This window comes from Anaerobacterium chartisolvens (assembly GCF_003337415.1).
Classification (GTDB): Bacteria; Bacillota; Clostridia; order Acetivibrionales; family DSM-27016; genus Anaerobacterium; species Anaerobacterium chartisolvens.
Map to the genome: position 1 here is coordinate 239382 of NZ_QPJT01000001.1, position 21036 is coordinate 260417.

A 21036-nucleotide genomic window follows, 5' to 3' on the forward strand; every position below is an offset into this window, starting at 1 on the left:
GTGAATAAGCGTGACTAAAATGTTGCTAACTCATTTAAAACCGGGAATGAAACTGGCTAAGGACGTTTATCTGGATGACGGCAGACTTCTCCTTTTATCAGGTTTTATAATAAAGCCCATGTACATAAAAAAATTGAAATTATTTAACGTCCCTTTTGTGTATATACGTGAGGGAGAGGACATTCCCGAGTCTGAGGTATGTGAGGAAGAGGTTTACCGGGAAGCCTCAAGGAATATTGAAAGAGTGCTTAAGTGTGTACGGGATGGCAAGGATATAGATACCCCAGCGATAAAGGATACTGTAAATGCCATAGTTAAAAAGGTTCTGGAAAATGAGTCGGCATTTATGCAGCTCACAGGTATTCGCGACATAGACAGCTATACCTTCCTGCATTCTCTTGACGTATGCATATACTCAGTCATAACCGGAAAGGCTCTGGGAATGCATCGCAAAGACCTTACCCAGCTGGGACTGGGTGCTATCCTGCATGATATAGGCAAATGCAAGGTCCCTCTTGAAATACTCATGAAGCCTTCAAAGCTCACTGAGGAAGAGTTTGATATAATGAAGCAGCATACTGTATACGGACATGATATAATAAAAAATTCCCCCGGATTAAATGAAACTATCGCCTCTATTGCCTGCCGGCATCATGAAAAATGGGATGGAAGCGGATATCCTATGGGACTTAAGGAGTATCAAATCGACATATTTTCAAGAATAGTAACTACCGCAGATATATACGATGCTCTGACCTCGGACAGGGTTTACAGAAGAAAAAACCTTCCTCACGAGGCATCCAGCTATATTCTCTGCAACTCATCAATATTATTTGATCCTGACATTTCCGACGCATTTATAAAAAACATATCAATATATCCCCAGGGCTCAGTTGTGGTTCTGAATACCGGGGAGGTAGGAAAGGTACTAAAAGAATACCGGCATATGCCGGAAAGACCTAAAATATCGGTAATAGCATGCAGGGAGGGACCTCCTGTATTAAATCCCTACATAATTGACCTGCTTAAAGCACCCGATACTTTTATTGTAGACATATTAAGCTCATATTAAGCTAATAAAATAAGTCAGGCTTAAAAAACGTCTTATTTTTATCCCTACATATATAAGTATATAGTAAAAATTTCGTAAGCGGAAGGCTGCCTTCACATTATATATTCCGGCAGCCTTCCACTCCAGTCCCTTGTCTGTCTATATCTCGCCTGCCTGCTTTTTAAGTATTTCGGCCTTATCCGTCCTTTCCCATGAAAGATCTATATCGGTTCTGCCAAAGTGCCCGTAAGCCGCTGTCTGCTTATAAATAGGCTTTCTTAAATCAAGCATTTTAATTATCCCCGCGGGCCTCAAATCAAAGTTTCTGCTTACAAGCTGGACAAGCTTTTCTTCAGAGAGTGTGCCCGTACCATAGGTATCTATCAATATAGAAACGGGCTTTGCCACCCCTATGGCATATGCAAGCTGCACCTCGCACTTTGCTGCCAGCCCCGCGGCCACAATGTTTTTAGCTACATAGCGGGCTGCATAGGCAGCAGAACGGTCAACCTTTGTGGGGTCCTTTCCTGAAAAAGCTCCTCCCCCATGTCTTGCATATCCTCCGTAAGTATCCACTATTATCTTTCTGCCCGTCAGACCCGAATCTCCCTGAGGGCCGCCGACCACAAACCTTCCCGTAGGATTTACAAGATACCTGGTATTCTCATCAACTAAATCCGCCGGAAGCATAGGCTTTATTACATGCTCTATAATATCCTTTTCTATAGTGTCATGATCAACATCGGCACTATGCTGTGTGGATATAACAACGGTATCTATTCTCACCGGCTTATCGTCCTCATACTCTATAGTAACCTGAGATTTTCCGTCGGGCCTCAGGTACGTAAGCGTGCCGTCCTTTCTTATGTCGCTCAGCTTTTTTGCAAGCTTGTGGGCCAAAGAAATTGGCATAGGCATAAGCTCGGAAGTCTCATCACACGCAAATCCGAACATCATGCCCTGATCTCCAGCTCCTGTAGCTTCAATTTCGGCATCGGACATTTCCCCTGTTTTAGCCTCAAGCGCTTTATCCACTCCCATTGCTATATCGGGAGATTGACCGTCTATTGAGGTTAAAACGGCACAGGTATCGCAGTCAAACCCATATTTAGCCCTGTCATATCCAATTTCTCTTATTGTATTCCTCACTATTGCAGGTATATCAACATAGCAATTCGTTGTAATCTCACCCATAACAAGAACAAGTCCTGTAGTGACCGATGTTTCACAAGCGACTCTGGCCATAGCATCCTGTGCAAAAATTGCATCTAAAACCGAATCGGATATTTGATCGCATATTTTATCAGGATGGCCTTCCGTAACAGACTCTGAAGTAAATAATTTTTTTGACATTAAAAACCCCTCCAATCATAAATAAATAATTACCGCTAAAAGGCCTCTTCATTTGATGAAGAGGCCGATTCTACAACTCCTCATCTTCCAGGATAGAAAAATCCTGCAGGAATTGGCACCGATGCTCTAGCCGGTTGCCGGGTTTCACAGGGCCCAGTCCCTCCACCTCTCTTGATAAGGTTCAACAATATTAAGTTTCTTATGCTACTTATATGGATATTTCTAAACAATGTTTATATTCTTTAATAAATACCGATATAATATTACAAACTTTTCCTGCTACCATAAATAATTTAACACATATATTTGCTGTAGTCAAGATCATTTTTCAAGTAATTACTAAAATATTACATAGCCTTATTTTCTATGCATTTGCAAAAATATCCTCAAATTCTCCGCCTTCCAGCTTTTCCTTTTCCAGAAGCACCTCTGCAACTTTATGCAGCTTGTTTATATTTTCCTTGAGCATATTAATCGTTTTATCATAGCATGTGTCGATTATGCTTTTAACCTCTCTGTCAATCTGAGCGGCAACTTCTTCGCTGTAGTTCCTTGCCTGGGCAAAATCCCTGCCTATAAAAACCTCATCATTTTCATTGCCGAATATAAGGTTTCCAAGATGCTCGCTCATACCGTACTTTGTTATCATGCTCCTGGCCACTCCGTTTGCTGTTTTAAGGTCGCTCCCGGCACCGGTGCTTATCTCTCCAAGAACAATTTGCTCTGCGGCCCTTCCTCCCAATGCAATAACTATGCGCTCCAAGAGCTGCGATTTTGTGTGATAGGTTTTATCCTCCTCGGGCTTGTAAGCAGTATATCCTCCTGCCATTCCCGCGGGTATTATGGATATCCTGTCAACCTTATCGGTGGTTGAAACCACCCTTACGGCTATTGCATGGCCTGCCTCATGGTAGGCAGTAAGCCTCTTTTCCTTTTCGTTCATTACCCTGCTCTTCTTCTCAGGCCCCATCACAACCTTGAAGATTGCCTCCTTGACATCCTCCATTGTTATCTGCTTCTTATTGGATCTTGCAGCCAAAAGCGCAGCCTCATTTAAAAGATTCTCAAGATCTGCTCCTGTAAAGCCGGGGGTTGTTTTTGCCAGATCATCCAGCCTTATATCGGAACCCAAAGGCTTGCCCCTTGAATGCACCCTCAAGATCTGCTCTCTTCCCTTTATATCCGGCAGTCCCACTACAACGCGCCTGTCAAACCTTCCCGGCCTTAAAAGGGCGGGATCAAGTATGTCGGGCCTGTTTGTAGCAGCAAGTATTATTACTCCCTCGTTTATACCAAATCCATCCATTTCAACCAGAAGTTGGTTGAGCGTCTGTTCGCGTTCGTCATGGCCGCCTCCAAGTCCTGCTCCCCTGTGTCTTCCAACGGCGTCAATCTCATCAATAAAAACTATACAGGGAGCATTCTTCTTTGCCTGCTCAAACAAATCTCTTACACGGGACGCACCTACTCCCACAAACATTTCCACAAAGTCGGAGCCGCTTATGCTGAAAAACGGAACTCCAGCCTCGCCCGAAACAGCCTTAGCCAGCAAGGTTTTTCCCGTACCCGGAGGTCCTACAAGCAATACTCCCTTTGGTATTCTGGCACCCAGCTCCACAAACTTCTTGGGTTGCTTTAAAAATTCAACTATTTCCTTCAGCTCTTCCTTTTCCTCATCAGCACCCGCAACATCATCAAAGGTTACCTTCTTTTTATCATCGGTGTTCATTTTTGCCCTGCTCTTGCCGAAGGACATAACCCTGTTTCCTCCTCCGCCCTGAGACTGCTGAAGGAAGAACACCCAAAACAGAACAAATATAACTATCAGCCCTATCGTAGGCAGAATTGCCACCCACCACGGCGGTGTCGGAGGCGGCTGGAACTTAAAGCCGTCACTTTTTAAAAGCTTATTCTTTACCGCATCCGTAGCTATATTTGTAAAGGACTCGACAGATGGTATATTTACAACATACTTGCCGGTTCCCTCCGCACCCTGACTGGTAAACTCCACAGTGGCTTTCTCGCCCTGTAGTACTATGCTTTTAACATTGCCGCTCTGAATTTGGGTTATCAGCTCTGAATAACTCTTTTCCTGAGGACCCTCGCTTCCTTGAATCAATAATAAAACAAATATGATTATTACAAAAAGTATTATATAAAAGCTTAATCCTTTGAAATATCTCAAATATCTCCCTCCTTGTTTCTAAGTTATATACAAATTGTTGCATAGGTTGCAACACAAATACGGAAGTAATTTTCTTACAAACCAATACTAAAAATTGCAAGCAAATTACAGTGGACATTCTCCGCAGTTCGTTATTTATATATCTCCTGCCTGCGATTTATATAATATTAACATACCCGTAATTAAAACACAATAAATACAAGCCAATTAAAAAATTTCGTCATATTTAAAAACATTCTTTAAAAATTACTTTTTACACGCTTTCGGGTCTAAGGTGCATAAATCGGGAAGGTTCCTGTACTTTCCCCCATAATCAAGGCCATATCCCACAACGAATTCATCGGGTATTACAATTCCCTTGTATTCAACCTCAATCTCCACCTTTCTTCTGGAGGGCTTATCCAGAGCAGTGCATATTCTGACGCTTAAAGGTCCCCTTGTATTTAAAAGCTCCTTTAAATGCTTAAGCGTCAGTCCTGTATCCACTAAATCCTCTACAATGAGAACATGCTTGCCGGTGATATTGATGTCAATATCCTTTATTATCCTTACCACACCGGAGGATCTGGTAGAATGTCCATAGCTGGATACCGAGATAAAATCCATGTCCACAGGGATGGTTATATGCCGCATCAGATCAGCCAAAAAAACAAAGCCTCCCTTCAAAACTCCGACCAGAACAAGCTCCTTCTCTCTATAATCCCGCGAGATTTGCGTGCCAAGCTCTTCTGCTTTTTTAAGCAGCATGTCTCTTCCTATCAGAACTCCTTTTATACCTTCCATTATGTATTCTCCCCGTCAGTTTTTTTATACTCAAGCCTTAATATCCTTTTAGTATTTTCAGTTACCTTAAATTTATCACTTATTTTATATCCAATAACCCAGACAATTTCTCTTTCCTTTGCTATAACAGGTATTTCATCTCTTAATTCTCTGGGTATTTTATTGTCTATAAAATACTCTTTAAGCTTTTTTGTGCCATTTGACTTTAAAGGTTTGAAAACATCACCCTTTCTCCTGTTTCTAATATTTATACCTCCATCTATCCTGTCCCAATCAAAAAACTGAACTGCCGGGCGGCGATCGGTATCCAAATTAACCTTCTTCGCATCCTCCCTTTGAAAAATAAACGCATCAATATATTCGTGGCGCGCGTCTACCGAGGTTTTCCCAGGCAATACCAGCTCATAGCTAAAACCTTCGGCTATCTTAGAATCATCGCAATTTATGAATACTCTTACCGAATCATAAGATCTCTCAATGCGGAGTTTATGCGGCAAATGAAGCCGGGAGCCGGTTTTTCCATTGTTAATAAGATTGTCCACCTGCTGCACATGTACATTTTCAATACCCTTCAAATCTCCCTTTACGTCGGCTATTGCCCTTCTTATAATTCTTCTTCTTACAGCCGTGTGCTGCTGCATTGTTTTTGATATTTTAAGCTCCACCCCATGCAAATCTTTTTTTATAACACATTGATTATATAGACTTAAAGCCATTTGTTCAATATAATTATTGTCATCCTTTATCAATGAGGCCATCTTCACAATGCCGGAGGTTATGTCTGTATTGAAAAGCTCATCAATAGACGGTATGAGCTCCTTGCGTATTTTATTTCTCGTATATATTGCTTTAAGGTTTGTGCTGTCGGTTCTTGGATTTAATAAATTAGCCGTGCAGTACTCCTCAATTTGTACCCTCCCGATGTCCATAAGAGGCCTTATTATATTATCTCTTTTATATTCCATGCCCTTTAGCCCTTCTAAGCCGGTACCTCTTATGATATTTAAAATAACTGTCTCAGCCTGATCATTTCTGTTGTGTGCCACAGCTATTTTTTCAGCGCCAACCCTCTCCGCAAAAGACTTAAATTCGCTATACCGTGCCTCCCTGCCCGCTTCTTCAACTGATATTCCCTTTCGTGCTGAAATGCGCTTAACATCGACAGACACACTATAAAGCGGAACTCCCATGCTCTTGCACAGCTCTGCTACATACTCCTCATCCTCGTCTGCCTCCCTGCCTCTTATCATATGATTTATATGCACAGCATATATGCTTCTTATATGCAGCTCGTCCGCAAGCTGAAAAAGCACATGAAGAAGGCATACAGAGTCAGGACCTCCTGAAACTCCTACTACTATACTCTCATCATTTTGTATTAAATCATGCCTATGGACTGTATCGGCAACCATTTTTAATATATTCATACCCTTACCGAATTTATCCCCTAAATTTTTCAAGATTCACAAATTTAGTATATTGTCCCAGCCACACAAGCTCAACTGTTCCTGTAGAACCGTTTCTGTGCTTTGACAGTATAACCTCTGCAATGTTCTTCTTTTCAGTATCGGGATTATAGTAGTCATCCCTGTAAAGGAACATAACTATGTCGGCATCCTGCTCTATAGCCCCCGACTCTCTCAAGTCACTCAGCATCGGCCTGTGATCGGTTCTTGATTCCGGACCGCGGCTTAACTGGGACAGCGTTATCACGGGGACATTCAACTCCTTTGCAAGTATTTTTAGGGATCTGGATATTTCAGATATTTCCTGCTGCCTGCTTTCATTCCTTCCCCTTCCCTGCATAAGCTGAAGGTAGTCTATAATTACAAGCCCCAAATCCTTCTCGAGCTTAAGTCTTCTGCACTTGGCACGTATTTCCATTATAGAGGTTCCCGGGGTGTCATCTATATAAATGGGAGCCTCCGATAAAGGCGCCAATGCTCCTGCAACTTTCTGCCAGTCGTCATCCTCCAGCTTTCCTGTCCTCATCTTTTGGCTGTCAACCATAGCCTCACTGCTGAGCATTCTGTTGACAAGCTGATCCTTTGACATTTCAAGGCTGAATATGGCAACGGGAATCTTTGAACGCACAGCCACATATTGAGCTATATTAAGCACAAAAGCAGTCTTTCCCATAGCCGGACGCGCAGCAACCAAAATAAGGTCGGAATTCTGCAGCCCGGAGGTCTTATAATCAAGATCGTTAAAGCCCGTAGGTATGCCTGTAATACTGCCGTTGTTATTATAAAGCTCCTCTAGCCGGTTAAACGTACTTAAAAGCACATCCCTTATAGGAGAAAAGCCCTGAGTATTTCTCTTTTGCAGGATATCAAAAATACTTTTTTCAGCCCTGTCCAAAACAAAGGTGACCTCTTCAGATGCCTCATATCCCATATCCACTATGCTTGAGGAGGCCTTTATAAGAGTCCTCAAGAGCGCCTTCTCCTCAACAATTTTGGCATAATGCCTGGCATTGGAGGTTGTAGGTACGGAAGTGGCAATGTTGGTAAGATATTCAAGTCCTCCTACATTGTCAAGGGTTCCCCTTATCTTAAGCTGCTCGGATACGGTAATTAAATCTATAGGCTCCGCCCTTTCAAAGAGATCCATTATTGCCTCAAATATTTCCCTGTGGTCTTCCCTGTAAAAATCTTCGTTTCTAAGTATTTCAGTTATAACGGGTATAGCTTCCTTATCCAGCAGCATCGCTCCCAATACAGACTGCTCTGCCTGAATATTCTGAGGCGGAATCCTGCCCAAAGCTCCAATATCCATACCAAAAGCTCCTATTCCTGCTCTATTTTAACCTTAAGCTTGGCGCTGACCTCAGAATAAATCTTCACTTCTACCTCTGCGGTTCCCAATGTTTTTATTGAATCATGAAGCTGTATTTTTTTCTTGTCAATATCCAGTCCAAAATCCTTCTTAAGCCTGCTTGATATATCCATGCTTGTTATGGACCCAAAAAGCTTTCCGTTTTCTCCTGCCTTGCTCTTGATAACCACGACAATATCCTTGATTTTCTCAGCAACAAGCTTGGCGGCCGCAAGCTCCCTCTCCTTTTTTGTTCTTTCCGAGTCCTTTTTGGAGTTCAGAACATTTATATTGGATGCGCTTGCTTCCACCGCCAGACCCCTCGGAAGCAGATAATTCCTTGCATATCCGTCGCTGGCCTCCACCATGCTTTCCTTTTTCCCAAGTCCTTTAACATCCTGCTTTAAAATAACCTTCATTTTTACCTCCGTAATTAAATTAAAATTTACTGCTTTTCACTGCCGCTTAAACTATCAATATAGTTAATTATAGCATATTTAAGCTTTTCCTTCGCCTCCTCGACAGAAATACCCTCTATCTGAGTGCCCGCTACCGTAAAATGACCTCCCCCTCCAAGCTTTTCAAGAATTACCTGTACGTTTATATCCCCAAACGACCTTCCGCTGATAAAAACCGTGGCTCCCGCAGTACTCAGCACAAATGCTGCAGCTATGCCCGAAAGGCTCAAAAGCTGATCAGCCGCCTGCGCGGCTATAAGCTGCGCACTCTTTACATTTGAAGCACATACTGATAAGGCAATCCTGTCATTAATTATTTCAGCGTCTCTAACGACGTTTGATATGCTTGTATAGGTCTTAAGATCATTCTGAAACAACTGCTTTACCGTAAATGTGTCCACTCCCTGCCTTCTTAAGTACGATGCAGCCTCAAAGGTTCTTACACCCGTCTTAAAGGTAAAGTTCTTGGTGTCTATCACAATACCGGCGTACAATGCCTCAACCTCCAGAGGCCTAAGCCCGGGATTTTCTTCAACGTACTGCAGTATTTCCGTTACCATTTCACAGGTCGAAGACGCATATGTCTCCTGGTAAGTCAACACAGCATCCTGTATAAAGTCCGCGCCCTTACGGTGATGATCTATAACCACTATCTGGTCTGTATAGTTTAAAAGCTGCGGGCATTCTGTAAAGGCAGCCCTGTGAGTGTCCACGATGATCAAAAGAGTCCTCGTGTTCACCTTGTTCAGAGCCTCAGCCCTTCCGATAAATAAGTTTTCGTATTCACCATCGTTCTGTATCTTTGTCATTATTGCATCTATAGTAGGATTTGAATATTCCAACACGATATTGGTATCCTTTTTTCTGCCGCAGGCTATTCTATAAAGACCCATGGCCGCTCCCAGCACATCTATGTCTACATTTTCATGCCCCATAATCATTACACCCGACGACTGCTCTATCAGCTCACGCAGCGCATAAGCTATCACTCTGGCCTTAACTCTGGTTCTCTTTTCCATCTCACGGGTTTTCCCTCCAAAGAAGCTAAAGCTTTCTCCGTCCTTAATTACAACCTGATCTCCTCCCCTTCCCAAAGCGATATCTATTGAGGCCGCCGCAAAATGAAAGTTCTCAGCCATAGTCTTTCCATTTATTCCTAAGCCAAGACTCAATGTAACAGGAATTCTATTTCCCAGATTAATTTCCTTTACGCTGTCTAATATGTCAAATTTTTTATTCTCAAATTCTTTAAGGTATTTGTGTTCAAATATAAGCAGGTACTTGTCCCTTTCAAATTTCTTCAATACTCCGCCGGTAAAGCCTACCCAATGTGCCACCTTCTTTTCAATTTCAGCCAGCATCTGAGGGCGGTTTGAATCCTCCAGGCTCTGCATCAGGTCATCATAATTATCAATAATAATTATTCCTATGGATGCCCTTTCATCCCTATAAAGCTTTCTTACCTCAACAAGCTCGGTATTGTCTATAAGATATAGCAGGAGTATATACTCATTGGAGCTGCTCTTTTCATCTATTTTTACAATGTTGCCCAAAACCGAATAGTGCCTTCCGTTTATTACCGTCTCCTTTGATATATTGGTTCTGTCGCTAATCAGATTCTCAGGGTGAAGCTCCTCCGCAAAAGAACCTATCGTTCTTTCAAAAAGCTGCTGCCCTTCAAAAATCTTTCTAAAGGAGGAATTATACCATATTATTGTCCCATCCAGCTCAATCACTACCAAAGGCATGGGGAAGTTCAGCAGGGTGTCCTTTGTGGCAGTGTCAATATTCAATGTGAGGTTTTCAATATATTTTGTTATTTCCTTCTGCCTTACATAATTGGATCTGAAATTATAATATACAAGAGCTGCCAGCAGGAGATAGCAGGGCACCGATACCCTCCAATCAAGCACTGTTATTACAACCGCCAAAATAAATATAACCCATAGATAAAAGCTTGCACGCGGTACGAATATTCCGGAAAATTTCTTATTATCCATTAGCATCTCCTTGTTTTCTTATACTCCCCTATTTTTTAGCTTTCAGCCTTGAGCTGTTTAAGTGCTTGGATAACTCCGATAAGTCCCCATAATATTTCTCTACATCATGTTCTTCAATAAGCCCCAGCTTGATTTTATTCCCTATTTTAAGCTCAATAGCATTATAACTTAGGCCCAGACGCCTTCCCAAAAGGTAACAAATTAAAATAATGTTCGAAAGCGTTTCGGCGATAGAGTCACGAACCTCCTCCTTCATACCGTTGACCAGAACCTTAAAAAGGTTGGCTATATCGGTAAGAAGCTCACTCTTTAACCACTCTATGGTTTTAATATTCCTTGTAATATCTATTTCCCTGTCAAAAATAGCCATGCTTTCACCTCAAAATCACTTTAGCCTTTGATTTTAATACAGCCGCCGCCATAATATTATACCATCGAAAGCACCTTTAATTGTGAATTTCCCAAATAAAAGCTCCATGCCTCTTTAAACCGTCAGCCCGGGCTGTAAGGATATGACCCCAAAAATTTAAAAAAGGAAGTCTTTTTCTTAATCATTGTAAGAGCGTCCTTTACATCCTCATCACTTCTGTGGCCCACAACGTCAACAAAAAAAATGTACCTCCCCAACTGATTTTTAGCAGGCCTTGACTCAATTCTGGTCATATTTATATCCCAGAGGTTGAATATGTCAAGTATCCTGTACAGGCTTCCCGGCCTGTCCTCAGTCGAAAAAACAATTGATGTCTTGTCATGCCCTGTCCTTTCGCGGTCATCCCTTGACACAACAATAAATCTCGTGGAATTGTTATCCCCATCCTGAATGTTATGTGCAAGTATATCAAGTCCATAGGCCTCGGCAGCCGCAGCCGACCCTATAGCCGCTAAGCCCCCTCCAAGCATGGCAACCTCATTTGCCGCGCCCGCAGTGCTGTAAACACATTTCACCTCCGCATTCGGAAAACAGGAATTTATATATTTCCTGCACTGTCCTATCGGCTGAGGATGCGACAGTATTTGTTTTATATCCTCAATTTTAGTTCCCTTTTTAGCCATGAGGTTTTGCTTTATATTCATAACCTCTTCGCCCTTGATTTTAAGATCTACGTCTGCCGCAATTATATCAAGCGTAACGCTTACGGCTCCTTCAATAGAGTTTTCTATAGGAACTATAGCCTCATCTATTTCACCGTTATGTACCCCATATAATATGTCAGGTATAGATGCATACCCATGTATGGAATATGCACATAAATTCCCCCCGGCATACTTAAGCAGGGCCTCATGGGAAAATGTTCCCTCAGGCCCCAGATAGCCTATTCTTACCATAAATACCTCTTACCCGAAGCAAACTCCCTCTTTAGTAGCATTAAGGGGCTAAATAATATAATAACACTAATCTCTTATTTTTCCAACCCGGTATTTTAAGATCGGGTGCATAAATTATATCTGACACAGCATTTCGGGAAATCGCCATAGGGATTACAATTGAAGCACCTTTTTCACATAACAGCATAATTATCCAAAAAAATGGTTAAAAAGAGCCAATATATTATGGCGTTTTATTCCAAATCCAGATTTTTAATAAGCTCCCTATCTATCTTCCCCTCACTTCGAGGGGAAGGAAAAGAAGGTCCATGTAGGACTTGTAGGATGTCTTCTCATTTCTTTCGCTAGCTGCTTTACATGTGCCTGCGTTGTTCTTCTCATTTTCTTCTCCAGCGCCCTTCTTTTTCTTCCCCTCAATGTGAGGGGAAGATAGAAGGGGAGTTAAAATCTGCATTTTCGTTACTTAAATTAAATACACCCTTTAAGATCTTCTGACTTAATATAAATAAAATCCCGGATTTTAATTTAGAAAAAATCCGGGATTTTTTGAGTCCTTGCAAATATATAAAATTAATATATTTTAATTTATTCCGAAGTATACGGAAGCAAGGCAATATGTCTTGCTCTCTTTATTGCAATAGTAAGCTGGCGCTGGTGCTTTGCACAATTACCGGATATTCTTCTGGGAAGTATTTTACCTCTTTCGGAAACATATTTCCTTATTTTTGCAACTTCCTTGTAGTCTATATCGGTAACTTTATCTATACAGAAGGAGCAAACCTTTTTCTTCGCCCTTCTCATTTTCATTCCGCCTCTGCCCTCGCCCTTGTCGTAAGAGTCTCTTGGACCGCTTCGTTCTCTCTTTCCTCCCGGCATGATAAAAACCCTCCTTTCATAATGGCACTGCATACTGTACAGCCTGCCACGTTAAATTACACTAATAATAAATACATGTTAAAACGGCAGTTCATCATCGTCATCCAAAGGATAAAAACCATCATTCTGGCTGGGCTCACCTACCGCCGTATTCCTTGAGGGCGGAGCATCACTCCTTTTGCTGTCTGCAAAATATGCCTCCTCAGCAACAACCTCTGTGGCATAATGCTTTTTACCCTCATTGTCATCCCAGGATCTGGTCTGTATTGGGCCTATAACAGCGATTCTGCTTCCCTTTTGAAAATACTTTGAGCAGAATTCTCCTGTCTTGCCAAACGAAACTACGGGTATAAAGTCAGCCTGCTTCTCCTCCCCCTGCTTCTGAAACCTTCTGTCTATAGCGACAGTGAACCTGCAGACGGCAATATTGCTGCTGGAGGAGTATCTCAGCTCAGGATCTTTAGTAAGTCTTCCCATTAAAATAGCTTTATTCATAAAACCACCCTATTTTTCCTTCTTAATAACTATATACTTAATGATTCCCTCGGTTATTTTGTAGATTCTTTCAAGCTCCTGGGGGAAAGACGGCTCGGCACTAAAATCAGCTAAAACATAATAGCCGTCGTTAATGTCATCTATAGGATATGCCAATCTTCTTTTGCCCCATTCATCAATATTCTCGAGTTGGGCAGAGGTCTCCAGCAAATTTTTAAACTTCTCTACAAGAGCCTTTACATTCTCTTCCCCAATCTCAGAGCTAATGATGAAAATGGTTTCATATTTGTTCATCATTCGACTTCACCTCCTTCCGGACTAAACGGCTCCGCATTTAAAATTGCAGAGCAAGGATTCACAAATAGGTATTTTATCACACTGCTTCAAATTACACAAGAAAAATTTTTAGAACACACCTAAAATATGATAAAATTCTTTCCCTAAGTATAATTTTATGGTATAATTTTATGGTATACTTTTAGCAATGATAGATTTGTTCTTTGTTGATTTCTGTCACTTTATATTTATTTTTCAATAAATATTTTTGCCGTTTTAACAGGCTTATAAACACTAACTCGGGAATTTTTAAAATTTTTCCCCGCACACAGCTTTTTGGAGGCTTAAACATGTTATATCCGTTAAAATTCAATGCTGTTTTTAAAGACTACATATGGGGAGGGAGAAACTTTCAAAAGCTAGGAAAGCGTCTTCCTGAAGGAATAGTAGCCGAGAGCTGGGAAATTTCCTGTCACCCCGACGGGGTAAGCACAGTGGCAAATGGATCATATGAGGGCTTGCCCCTTCCCGGGCTTGTAAAAAAACTAGGAAGGAAGCTGATAGGGTGTGAGCTTCCAGACAGTGCCCTTGAGAAATTCCCCTTACTCGTTAAGCTTATTGACGCCAATGACAAGCTGTCTGTGCAGGTTCATCCCGAAGATCAATACGCTGCAGTCAACGAAAATGGAGAGCTTGGCAAAAACGAAATGTGGTATATAATTTCCGCCAAGCCGGGAGCAAAGCTTATATACGACATAGCTCCAGGCGTAACAAAGGCTTCCTTTGCAAAGGCTGTCGGGAAAAATAAAATTGAAGCCTGCTTAAAATACATTGAGGTTTTTCCCGGAGATTTTTTAAACATCCCGGCAGGGCTGGTACATGCAATAGGTGAGGGAATTGTCCTTGCGGAAATCCAGCAAACCTCGAACACCACCTATAGGTTATATGACTATAACCGCACGGATAAGAACGGAAATAAAAGAACTCTCCACATAGAAAAGGCTCTGGATGTCATAGACTTCGACGGAGCCGGCAGAAAAGAAAAATACCAAGGCCTGAGCATAAAAATAGCCGAAAGCTGTTATAAGACATACAAGATAGCGAATAAATATTTTTGTGTGGAGCTATATGATATAAATGGAACTATAGAGGAAAATGCCGACGGGAGCAGGTTTTGCCTGTATGTATTTATTGAAGGGGAAGGCCGGATAGAATATCAAGGGGGAGCAGAGTATGTCAGTCAGGGTCAGTCGGTTCTTATTCCCGCCTTTATGGGAGGCTACCACATACGAGGCAATCTGAAGGCGCTTAAATCATATGTTCCCGATCTTAATAAAAATGTACTTGAGCCTTTAGAAAATGCCGGCTACTCAAAGGAAGATATCTTTAAAAATGTAAGCGGGTTGGAATAGCGGCACCTAACAATATTCCTGAAATATATAAGTAAATGCTGTAAGGAGGTGATTGTAATTATGCCGATAAGGCTGAAGAAGAAAGGGGTTTTTACCTTAAGCATATTTATATGCATTTTTCTTATACTTGTAACTGCCATAATTGCCCTGGCCTCCCCTCGCGCCGATGTGCTGAAAAAGGGCATGGACGGGGCACAGGTGCTTCAGCTTCAAAAGGATTTAAAGCTTCTGGGCTTTTTTGATGTTGATCCCACAGGCTATTTCGGCGATATAACAGAAGCCTCGGTAATCAAGTTCCAGAAGAAATATAATATAATCACTACCGGAAAAGCAGGCCCTATAACACTGTCACAAATAGAAAAGCTCAAAAAGAAAAACAAGCCTCTGGCTAAAATCGTAATCGATCCCGGACATGGCGGCATTGACGAGGGAGCGTCCAAAGGGGGTGTGGTTGAAAAGGAGGTTACTCTTGATATATCAAAAAGGCTTCAGGAGCGTTTGCTTTTGAGCAACTATGAAGTCGTGATGACTAGAGAAACCGACAAAAGCCTTGACAGCCTGTGCAGCAAAAACTATCCCCGTGAAAAGAAGGACCTGGATGCAAGAGTAAGCATTATAAACAGCAGCAAGGCCAAGCTTTTTGTGAGCGTCCATATCAACAGCCTTCCTGAAGACCCCGGCATAAGCGGATCAATAGTGTTTTATAACTCACGGAGCAGAGAATCCAAAGCTCTGGCCTCCAGCATCCAAAAAGCGCTGAATGCCATAGATGTAAACGGTAAAAAAAGAAGGCAGAACGACATACAATCAGCAAATTTTTATGTTTTAAAGCATTCCGATATACCGGGTGTACTGGTAGAAACTGCATTTGTCACAAACAGCAGCGAACGAAGCCTGCTAAAGCAGGAGCAATTCAGAGAAAATCTGGCTAAGGCAATTATGGAAGGGATAACGCGCTCAGGGCTGTGAAAACTATTTTGTATTTTCCCATTGCTATGCAATTTCGGACACAGCCGCGCCCTCCGCGACAATTATAGGGTGTTTCTCCTTCTTAGCCTTGGTAGAGGCAAGGCTTGCCGTATTAATCATCTCCATCACACTTTTAATATGACTGCCTTCCTTATTTTCATAATTGCCATTGCCTGCAATACCCACAGAGGCCGATACTTTAATATCTTTATAAAATCTGGTGCCTGAAACCTCTTTTAAGAAGTTCTCCGCAATAATTCTGCTTTGATCCGCTCCATTAGGATCCAGTATAACAAATTCATCCCCTCCAAATCTGCAGAGGTATGCTTTTTGGGATACAACACGCTTTAATATCCCCGCCATCTCTTTTAAGATCATGTTTCCCGTAGTGTGCCCGTATTCCTTATTTATATATCCAAACCTATCCATGTCAATAAATATGAAGCTTATTTCAACGCCGCCCTCTAAAAGCTCTACAGCTTTCTGGTAAACATATTCCGCCTTATAAAGGCCCGTCAGAAGATCGGTATGCTTCCCCAGCTCATAGTAAAGCTTGGCACGTGTAACAACCCCCACGAGCTTTTCCTTATTCAGCACAAGCAGTCTCTCAATTTTATGCTTTTCCATCTTCTGTCTGGCATCCCACACCGATATATCAGGTGTAACAAAAATAACCTTCCTTGACATGGCATCGGCAACAATTCTGTTGGGATGGGAATTTCGTATGTCCTTAGAGGTTACTATGCCGACAATTCTGCTGTCATCTACCACAGGAAGACATCCTATTGAGTACTTGTCCATAAGCCTCTGAGCCTTGCACAATCCGTCCTCTGCGTTAACTGTTACTACATCTCTCGTCATAATATTTGAAATATCCGATATCATAGCTCTATAGAGGTGCTGACATGAAGTACAATATTTAGCTGCGCCTTAATAATGGTAGATTCATTAGCAACCTTGCCTCCTTCATCAAGAATCAGTTGTACCAGCCTGTCCTTGCTTATCATGCTTGTAAGGGATTTTCTGATAACGACAGCCTCAATAACAGGGTGCTCAATTTCAACAATCTCATACTGCTCGGGCGAAAGTATGTCAACCATTCTTCTTGCAGCCTCAGGCCCTATGGGAGCTCTTTTTCCTACAATCAACGCATCCTGCATGGGCGGGATTTCGAACTCAGACAGGCGCATGTTTATTTCAGCTCTTTTTATCTTATCATTAAAATTGTTCATAGCATTTCTCCGTAAACATAAATATCTGATCTGATATATAATACTATCATAGTATAACCTATTATGTCTACTGCTATACAACACATCTGAAATAAATACAACGAATAACAGAGACGCCTGTGTAAGCCTTTCAACACAGATATTTCTGTTATTTACAAGCTGTTTTTCCATATCTTCTCCCGTATATTTCCGCTATTGTTAAGCTCTTTTATCTTTCGTTAAAATCCGTTTGTATAGCTCCCCATTTATATATTGATTATAGTATGAAAGTAGACATAATTCTATTTATTTAGCGTTAAAAACAAGTTAAATTTTACATAAGCAGACACAGGGTTAAGAAAATAATAGCTTTAAGACTGTCCACAGTCTTAAAGCTATTATTTATGGTGGGCACTATAGGGCTCGAACCTATGACCCCCTGCTTGTAAGGCAGGTGCTCCCCCAGCTGAGCTAAGCGCCCGTATTAGAGATGAGATGTGAGAAATCAGACATTAACAAAAAACAGCATTAGCTTCTCACCTCTAACTTCTCACATCTCACCTCTAGTTGGTGACCCATAGGGGAGTCGAACCCCTGTTATCGCCGTGAAAGGGCGGTGTCTTGACCACTTGACCAATGGGCCATTATGGTAGCGGCGGTTGGACTTGAACCAACGACCCTGCGGGTATGAACCGCATGCTCTAGCCAGCTGAGCCACGCCGCCATAATGCACGTAACCAACGCGCTTTTATATTATAGCCGATAGCCTGATGAAAAGTCAAGAAAAAGTTTAATGTTTCAGAAACGATATTTTTAAGATCCCGGAAGCTTTACCGAACGTGCAAATCCTTTTATCCTAATCCACTCATTTATAATTTCGTCAAGCTTCTGACTTAAAGACAGTACCCTGTCGTACTCCATAAATCCTTTTTGTCCTAAAAGAAGATTCATTTCCTCCTGAAGCGATCTTATTTCATCATTAACTGCTGCGTACTCTCTCATAAATGCTACCTCATCATTTGCAAATTTTTATATACTTCTCAGATCGATTACAAGAATTATATCAAAGCAAGCAATTTAATGTCAAGTATTGTAAAATAATATTTTCAGATTAAAATGCTTCTATTCTGCGGTTTTATTTTTATTAATTAAATTTAATATTTCGTCAATATTTCCTATTGACGGGTTCAAGCTTCTGGCCTCTATGAGCTCCTTCTCGGCAAGCTCGTACTGCTGTGTATTAAAGTATATAACCCCCAGAGTATAATGCCCCCATGCCGCATTTAGAGGTAAAATTTCTTTGGCATGTACAGCAGCCTCATCGTATTTTCCCAAATTAAGCTCCGCCTGCACAACATAAATAAGGACATTAACCTTTATGTTTTGATTCGCCCTGCCTGTCGACAGAATATCCTCTCCAAGCTCTTCTATATCAGTCCACCTGCCGTCATTTGCCATAGAATCAAACCGGGTTACCTTATTAAGAAAAGAATTCTGGGTGTTGTTAAACCCATAATACAGCCCTCCAATTGCCATAGCCGCCAGAACCACAAAGAATACAAGCCTTCCCGGTACCCTTGAGGCAGATCTTTTTTTGCTTATTCCAACGACTCCCGAAGCAAGAAATCCTCCTGCCAGTCCCCCAAGGTGAGCATAATTGTCTATTCCCTGAGCAGAAAATCCGTAAGCTATGTTTACAACAATTGTAATAATTATATTGTGCCCGAAATACCTCCTGAAATGCGCAGGATATTCCATTCCATAATAAAGCATTGCACCCATCAATCCAAAAATAGCACCTGACGCCCCTACACCCATGCTTGTTGAAAACATAAAGCTTGCTATATTGCCAAGTATGCCTCCCGCAAAATAAATACAAGCAAACTTAGCATGTCCGAAGAGTCTTTCTACAAATACACCCACTACATAGAGAGAATAGCAGTTGATAATCAGATGAAGCGGACCCCCATGCAGAAACACCGGGGTAATAAACCTCCAGTATTCGCCCTGAAGTATAAGCATGTTGTTTTTGGCACCAAACCTGCTGAGAAGCTCATTGAAATCTGTGCCGGTACGCCTTTGATATAAGTATATCAGCAACGACACCGCGATGTTTATAATAATAAGCGTATATGTAAAAAAAGGCTTCCGGGCTACGAAGGTCACAGACAGCTCATCCTGCTTCTTCTGCATAAGTCCCTCAAGATCTATTGTGTTTCCCGTATCTTTCCAATCCTCCTTAAGACAAGCCTTGAGCAGCTTGTCAATCTCATTTGACGGGGATGAAAACTTGTGCTGTTTCTCCACAGCTCCTTCGGAAAGATTAACAGTAATGCATGAAAGGGCTCTCTTTTGGCTGCCGTCCATATACTGACCCTCTCTTATGGCAGAAAGCTTCTGCTCATCCGGCAGCGAATCAAAAATTATCACATCAAAAAAGAAGCAGCCTGTTCTGTCTATATTCATCAAAACATTCTTATTTTTCTCAAGCCGAACCGCAATTTCCTCTTTGCTAAACCGGTCTCCGTCTATTATCTCCACAATCATGTAATTGCCCAAATAGGTTTTCTCTACAATGGCCATTCCATCTCTGACAGATACCTCTCCGTTCTGTCCCCTTATGGGAAGGTAGTCTCTTTTGTCTATAAGCCTTTCAAGCAAAAGGTTTATATAATTTTGCTTCATCATCCACCTGCTCCTGTATGACATTTTAAACGTGTATTCGTTTATTATATCAAAACACCCTGAATATTTATACTTTTAACAGCTTATATAATTTCATAAAGAATTAAATTTCCCTTTTTGCCGCATTCCCTCAATGCTCCCATTTTTTTAAGGCAATAGGTTATTTTACGCGCTGTATTTACAGGGTATCCTCCCGCCGCTGCCAAATCTCTGCTGGAAAACGGCTGCTCTATACTCTTCGGCAAAAGTCCTGAAAAATCTTTTTTATTCTCCAAAACAATACTCTCAAATATTTCTATAAGTCTTTTGTCCTTTATGCTTACTCCCTTTCTCCTCCAGCTTCCCTTTCCGTCATCGCATCTTATTTCTTCAACCCTTGCCAGCAATACCTCTATAGTAAAATTATCGTTATTTACCAGCTCGGGAAACCTTATAAGCTCATTAAAGATATCGGTAACCCTTCCCCTGCGCGGTGATTTTCTCGTATTTATTATCTCACCCTCGGAAGATATGCGTGTTATAAGCTTTTCCTGCGCAACAGGGTATACCAGCCTTACCTTGTGCTCCTGTGCAAGTCTTTTCAGCTTGTCCTTTATTGAAGCAAAATTTCCTGTCTGTACTTCTATTAACAGGCCGTTTTTTACCGCATCAACTATAAAGCCGTCTATCCGAACCTCAACTTTCCCTCCATAGGCTCCGCAGCCTTCCTTTACGGACTTGTGCAGAGAGCTTTCTTTTTCGGTGTTTATTCCGTTTTGGCCGTAAATAACGTTTTCATATTCCTTTGTCATTTTGGTGCCTTCACCTTCTAATTCCTTAAGCTTAAAAGCAGCTTATGCATATAAAAAAATACAACAACCGGAATAAATCCGATTGTTGTTTCACTGGTCGGAGTGCAGAGACTCGAACTCTGGGCCTCATGGTCCCAAACCACGCGCGATACCAACTTCGCCACACCCCGATAATTTAACGCAAAGATTATTCTACTATAACAGCCCTGTATATGCAATTGATAAAAGCTGTGCTTAAACGCATTTATATCCGCATATCTTAACTATTCGTCCCCGCAATTCGTTTTATTGCCATATCGAATCTTAAGGTAATTGGTATTTCACAGCCTGAAGCTTCAAAATATTTTA

At 41.5% G+C, this 21036-nt stretch carries 21 protein-coding genes, 4 tRNA genes and 1 riboswitch; of the genes, 3 read left to right on the top strand and 22 right to left on the bottom strand.

All coding sequences use genetic code 11. The annotated features are described in order from the left end of the window. Window positions 1-19 precede the first annotated feature (19 nt). Window positions 20-1072: an HD-GYP domain-containing protein gene (locus DFR58_RS01115; protein ID WP_242987353.1), complete on the top strand. Its 1053-nt coding sequence runs from the start codon at window positions 20-22 to the stop codon at window positions 1070-1072. Between the two features lie 138 nt (window positions 1073-1210). Here DFR58_RS01115 and metK read toward each other — a convergent pair whose 3' ends face one another. The 13 genes from metK to rpsF form a co-directional block, all read right to left on the bottom strand. Beyond that, the gene (gene metK, locus DFR58_RS01120; protein ID WP_114295967.1) at window positions 1211-2404 is read right to left on the bottom strand and encodes a methionine adenosyltransferase; all 1194 of its coding nucleotides are present in this window, start codon (window positions 2402-2404) and stop codon (window positions 1211-1213) included. Between the two features lie 77 nt (window positions 2405-2481). After that, window positions 2482-2585: riboswitch (SAM riboswitch) on the bottom strand. 183 nt (window positions 2586-2768) lie between these two features. Further along, on the bottom strand, window positions 2769-4589 hold the full coding sequence (gene ftsH, locus DFR58_RS01125) for an ATP-dependent zinc metalloprotease FtsH (protein ID WP_114295968.1): 1821 nt from the start codon (window positions 4587-4589) through the stop codon (window positions 2769-2771). Window positions 4590-4835: 246 nt separating this feature from the next. Further along, window positions 4836-5372 (bottom strand): hypoxanthine phosphoribosyltransferase, encoded by a 537-nt coding sequence (gene hpt, locus DFR58_RS01130; protein ID WP_114295969.1) that lies wholly within the window; start codon window positions 5370-5372, stop codon window positions 4836-4838. Continuing rightward, window positions 5372-6832 carry a tRNA lysidine(34) synthetase TilS gene (gene tilS, locus DFR58_RS01135; RefSeq protein ID WP_242987348.1) on the bottom strand — a complete coding sequence of 487 codons (1461 nt, stop codon included), beginning with the start codon at window positions 6830-6832 and terminating at the stop codon, window positions 5372-5374. The genes hpt and tilS overlap by 1 nt, the downstream gene beginning before the upstream one ends. Next, entirely contained in the window at window positions 6813-8150 is a 1338-nt protein-coding gene (gene dnaB, locus DFR58_RS01140; RefSeq protein ID WP_114295970.1) for a replicative DNA helicase, read from the bottom strand. The genes tilS and dnaB overlap by 20 nt, the downstream gene beginning before the upstream one ends. An 11-nt stretch (window positions 8151-8161) precedes the next feature. Next, a complete protein-coding gene (gene rplI, locus DFR58_RS01145; RefSeq protein ID WP_114295971.1) occupies window positions 8162-8608 on the bottom strand; it encodes a 50S ribosomal protein L9 in 447 nt (148 codons plus the stop codon). Window positions 8609-8634: 26 nt separating this feature from the next. Continuing rightward, complete coding sequence (locus tag DFR58_RS01150) at window positions 8635-10647, bottom strand: DHH family phosphoesterase (RefSeq protein WP_114295972.1); 2013 nt, start codon at window positions 10645-10647, stop codon at window positions 8635-8637. 28 nt (window positions 10648-10675) lie between these two features. Continuing rightward, a complete protein-coding gene (locus tag DFR58_RS01155) occupies window positions 10676-11017 on the bottom strand; it encodes a MazG-like family protein (RefSeq protein WP_114295973.1) in 342 nt (113 codons plus the stop codon). A 122-nt stretch (window positions 11018-11139) separates the two neighbouring features. Next, complete coding sequence (pheA, locus tag DFR58_RS01160; RefSeq protein WP_114295974.1) at window positions 11140-11973, bottom strand: prephenate dehydratase; 834 nt, start codon at window positions 11971-11973, stop codon at window positions 11140-11142. A 268-nt stretch (window positions 11974-12241) separates the two neighbouring features. After that, window positions 12242-12427, bottom strand: a complete 186-nt coding sequence (locus DFR58_RS01165) for a hypothetical protein (protein WP_114295975.1) — start codon at window positions 12425-12427, stop codon at window positions 12242-12244. 131 nt (window positions 12428-12558) lie between these two features. After that, the gene (gene rpsR, locus DFR58_RS01170) at window positions 12559-12780 is read right to left on the bottom strand and encodes a 30S ribosomal protein S18 (protein ID WP_423230823.1); all 222 of its coding nucleotides are present in this window, start codon (window positions 12778-12780) and stop codon (window positions 12559-12561) included. A gap of 147 nt (window positions 12781-12927) precedes the next feature. Next, entirely contained in the window at window positions 12928-13344 is a 417-nt protein-coding gene (locus DFR58_RS01175) for a single-stranded DNA-binding protein (protein WP_114295977.1), read from the bottom strand. A 9-nt stretch (window positions 13345-13353) separates the two neighbouring features. Continuing rightward, window positions 13354-13641 carry a 30S ribosomal protein S6 gene (gene rpsF / locus DFR58_RS01180; RefSeq protein ID WP_114295978.1) on the bottom strand — a complete coding sequence of 96 codons (288 nt, stop codon included), beginning with the start codon at window positions 13639-13641 and terminating at the stop codon, window positions 13354-13356. Between the two features lie 329 nt (window positions 13642-13970). On the opposite strand from rpsF, the gene manA reads away from it, so the two are divergent. Further along, window positions 13971-15032, top strand: coding sequence for a mannose-6-phosphate isomerase, class I (gene manA / locus DFR58_RS01185; RefSeq protein ID WP_114295979.1), 1062 nt, complete (start codon window positions 13971-13973; stop codon window positions 15030-15032). 60 nt (window positions 15033-15092) lie between these two features. After that, window positions 15093-16001, top strand: coding sequence for an N-acetylmuramoyl-L-alanine amidase (locus DFR58_RS01190; protein ID WP_114295980.1), 909 nt, complete (start codon window positions 15093-15095; stop codon window positions 15999-16001). A 24-nt stretch (window positions 16002-16025) separates the two neighbouring features. Here DFR58_RS01190 and DFR58_RS01195 read toward each other — a convergent pair whose 3' ends face one another. The 9 genes from DFR58_RS01195 to DFR58_RS01235 form a co-directional block, all read right to left on the bottom strand. Continuing rightward, window positions 16026-16862, bottom strand: a complete 837-nt coding sequence (locus DFR58_RS01195; protein ID WP_170137986.1) for a GGDEF domain-containing protein — start codon at window positions 16860-16862, stop codon at window positions 16026-16028. A 20-nt stretch (window positions 16863-16882) separates the two neighbouring features. After that, the gene (locus DFR58_RS01200; protein ID WP_114296058.1) at window positions 16883-17233 is read right to left on the bottom strand and encodes a hypothetical protein; all 351 of its coding nucleotides are present in this window, start codon (window positions 17231-17233) and stop codon (window positions 16883-16885) included. 384 nt (window positions 17234-17617) lie between these two features. Continuing rightward, window positions 17618-17693 (bottom strand) — tRNA-Val (locus DFR58_RS01205). 87 nt (window positions 17694-17780) lie between these two features. After that, window positions 17781-17855: transfer RNA gene (locus DFR58_RS01210), tRNA-Glu, on the bottom strand. Between the two features lie 4 nt (window positions 17856-17859). Beyond that, window positions 17860-17936: transfer RNA gene (locus DFR58_RS01215), tRNA-Met, on the bottom strand. Window positions 17937-18025: 89 nt separating this feature from the next. Further along, window positions 18026-18214 carry an aspartyl-phosphate phosphatase Spo0E family protein gene (locus tag DFR58_RS01220; RefSeq protein WP_114295982.1) on the bottom strand — a complete coding sequence of 63 codons (189 nt, stop codon included), beginning with the start codon at window positions 18212-18214 and terminating at the stop codon, window positions 18026-18028. A gap of 120 nt (window positions 18215-18334) precedes the next feature. After that, window positions 18335-19900, bottom strand: coding sequence for a rhomboid family protein (locus DFR58_RS01225; RefSeq protein ID WP_170137987.1), 1566 nt, complete (start codon window positions 19898-19900; stop codon window positions 18335-18337). Window positions 19901-19980: 80 nt separating this feature from the next. After that, on the bottom strand, window positions 19981-20688 hold the full coding sequence (locus DFR58_RS01230; protein ID WP_114295984.1) for a DUF8091 domain-containing protein: 708 nt from the start codon (window positions 20686-20688) through the stop codon (window positions 19981-19983). Between the two features lie 94 nt (window positions 20689-20782). Then, window positions 20783-20858 (bottom strand) — tRNA-Pro (locus DFR58_RS01235). Window positions 20859-21036: the final 178 nt, after the last annotated feature.

Excerpts from the sequence above, each read along its gene's own strand:
- DFR58_RS01150 (WP_114295972.1), bottom strand. The coding sequence starts at position 10,647 with ATGGATAATAAGAAATTTTCCGGAATATTCGTACCGCGTGCAAGCTTT.
- pheA (WP_114295974.1), bottom strand. The coding sequence starts at position 11,973 with ATGGTAAGAATAGGCTATCTGGGGCCTGAGGGAACATTTTCCCATGAG.
- rpsF (WP_114295978.1), bottom strand. The coding sequence starts at position 13,641 with ATGATGAACAAATATGAAACCATTTTCATCATTAGCTCTGAGATTGGG.
- DFR58_RS01190 (WP_114295980.1), top strand. The coding sequence starts at position 15,093 with ATGCCGATAAGGCTGAAGAAGAAAGGGGTTTTTACCTTAAGCATATTT.
- dnaB (WP_114295970.1), bottom strand. The coding sequence starts at position 8,150 with ATGGATATTGGAGCTTTGGGCAGGATTCCGCCTCAGAATATTCAGGCA.
- manA (WP_114295979.1), top strand. The coding sequence starts at position 13,971 with ATGTTATATCCGTTAAAATTCAATGCTGTTTTTAAAGACTACATATGG.
- hpt (WP_114295969.1), bottom strand. The coding sequence starts at position 5,372 with ATGGAAGGTATAAAAGGAGTTCTGATAGGAAGAGACATGCTGCTTAAA.
- rplI (WP_114295971.1), bottom strand. The coding sequence starts at position 8,608 with ATGAAGGTTATTTTAAAGCAGGATGTTAAAGGACTTGGGAAAAAGGAA.
- DFR58_RS01175 (WP_114295977.1), bottom strand. The coding sequence starts at position 13,344 with ATGAATAAAGCTATTTTAATGGGAAGACTTACTAAAGATCCTGAGCTG.
- rpsR (WP_423230823.1), bottom strand. The coding sequence starts at position 12,780 with ATGAAAATGAGAAGGGCGAAGAAAAAGGTTTGCTCCTTCTGTATAGAT.
- DFR58_RS01165 (WP_114295975.1), bottom strand. The coding sequence starts at position 12,427 with ATGCAGATTTTAACTCCCCTTCTATCTTCCCCTCACATTGAGGGGAAG.
- DFR58_RS01200 (WP_114296058.1), bottom strand. The coding sequence starts at position 17,233 with ATGAACAATTTTAATGATAAGATAAAAAGAGCTGAAATAAACATGCGC.
- DFR58_RS01115 (WP_242987353.1), top strand. The coding sequence starts at position 20 with ATGTTGCTAACTCATTTAAAACCGGGAATGAAACTGGCTAAGGACGTT.
- DFR58_RS01220 (WP_114295982.1), bottom strand. The coding sequence starts at position 18,214 with ATGAGAGAGTACGCAGCAGTTAATGATGAAATAAGATCGCTTCAGGAG.
- metK (WP_114295967.1), bottom strand. The coding sequence starts at position 2,404 with ATGTCAAAAAAATTATTTACTTCAGAGTCTGTTACGGAAGGCCATCCT.
- DFR58_RS01225 (WP_170137987.1), bottom strand. The coding sequence starts at position 19,900 with ATGATGAAGCAAAATTATATAAACCTTTTGCTTGAAAGGCTTATAGAC.
- DFR58_RS01195 (WP_170137986.1), bottom strand. The coding sequence starts at position 16,862 with ATGACGAGAGATGTAGTAACAGTTAACGCAGAGGACGGATTGTGCAAG.
- DFR58_RS01155 (WP_114295973.1), bottom strand. The coding sequence starts at position 11,017 with ATGGCTATTTTTGACAGGGAAATAGATATTACAAGGAATATTAAAACC.
- DFR58_RS01230 (WP_114295984.1), bottom strand. The coding sequence starts at position 20,688 with ATGACAAAGGAATATGAAAACGTTATTTACGGCCAAAACGGAATAAAC.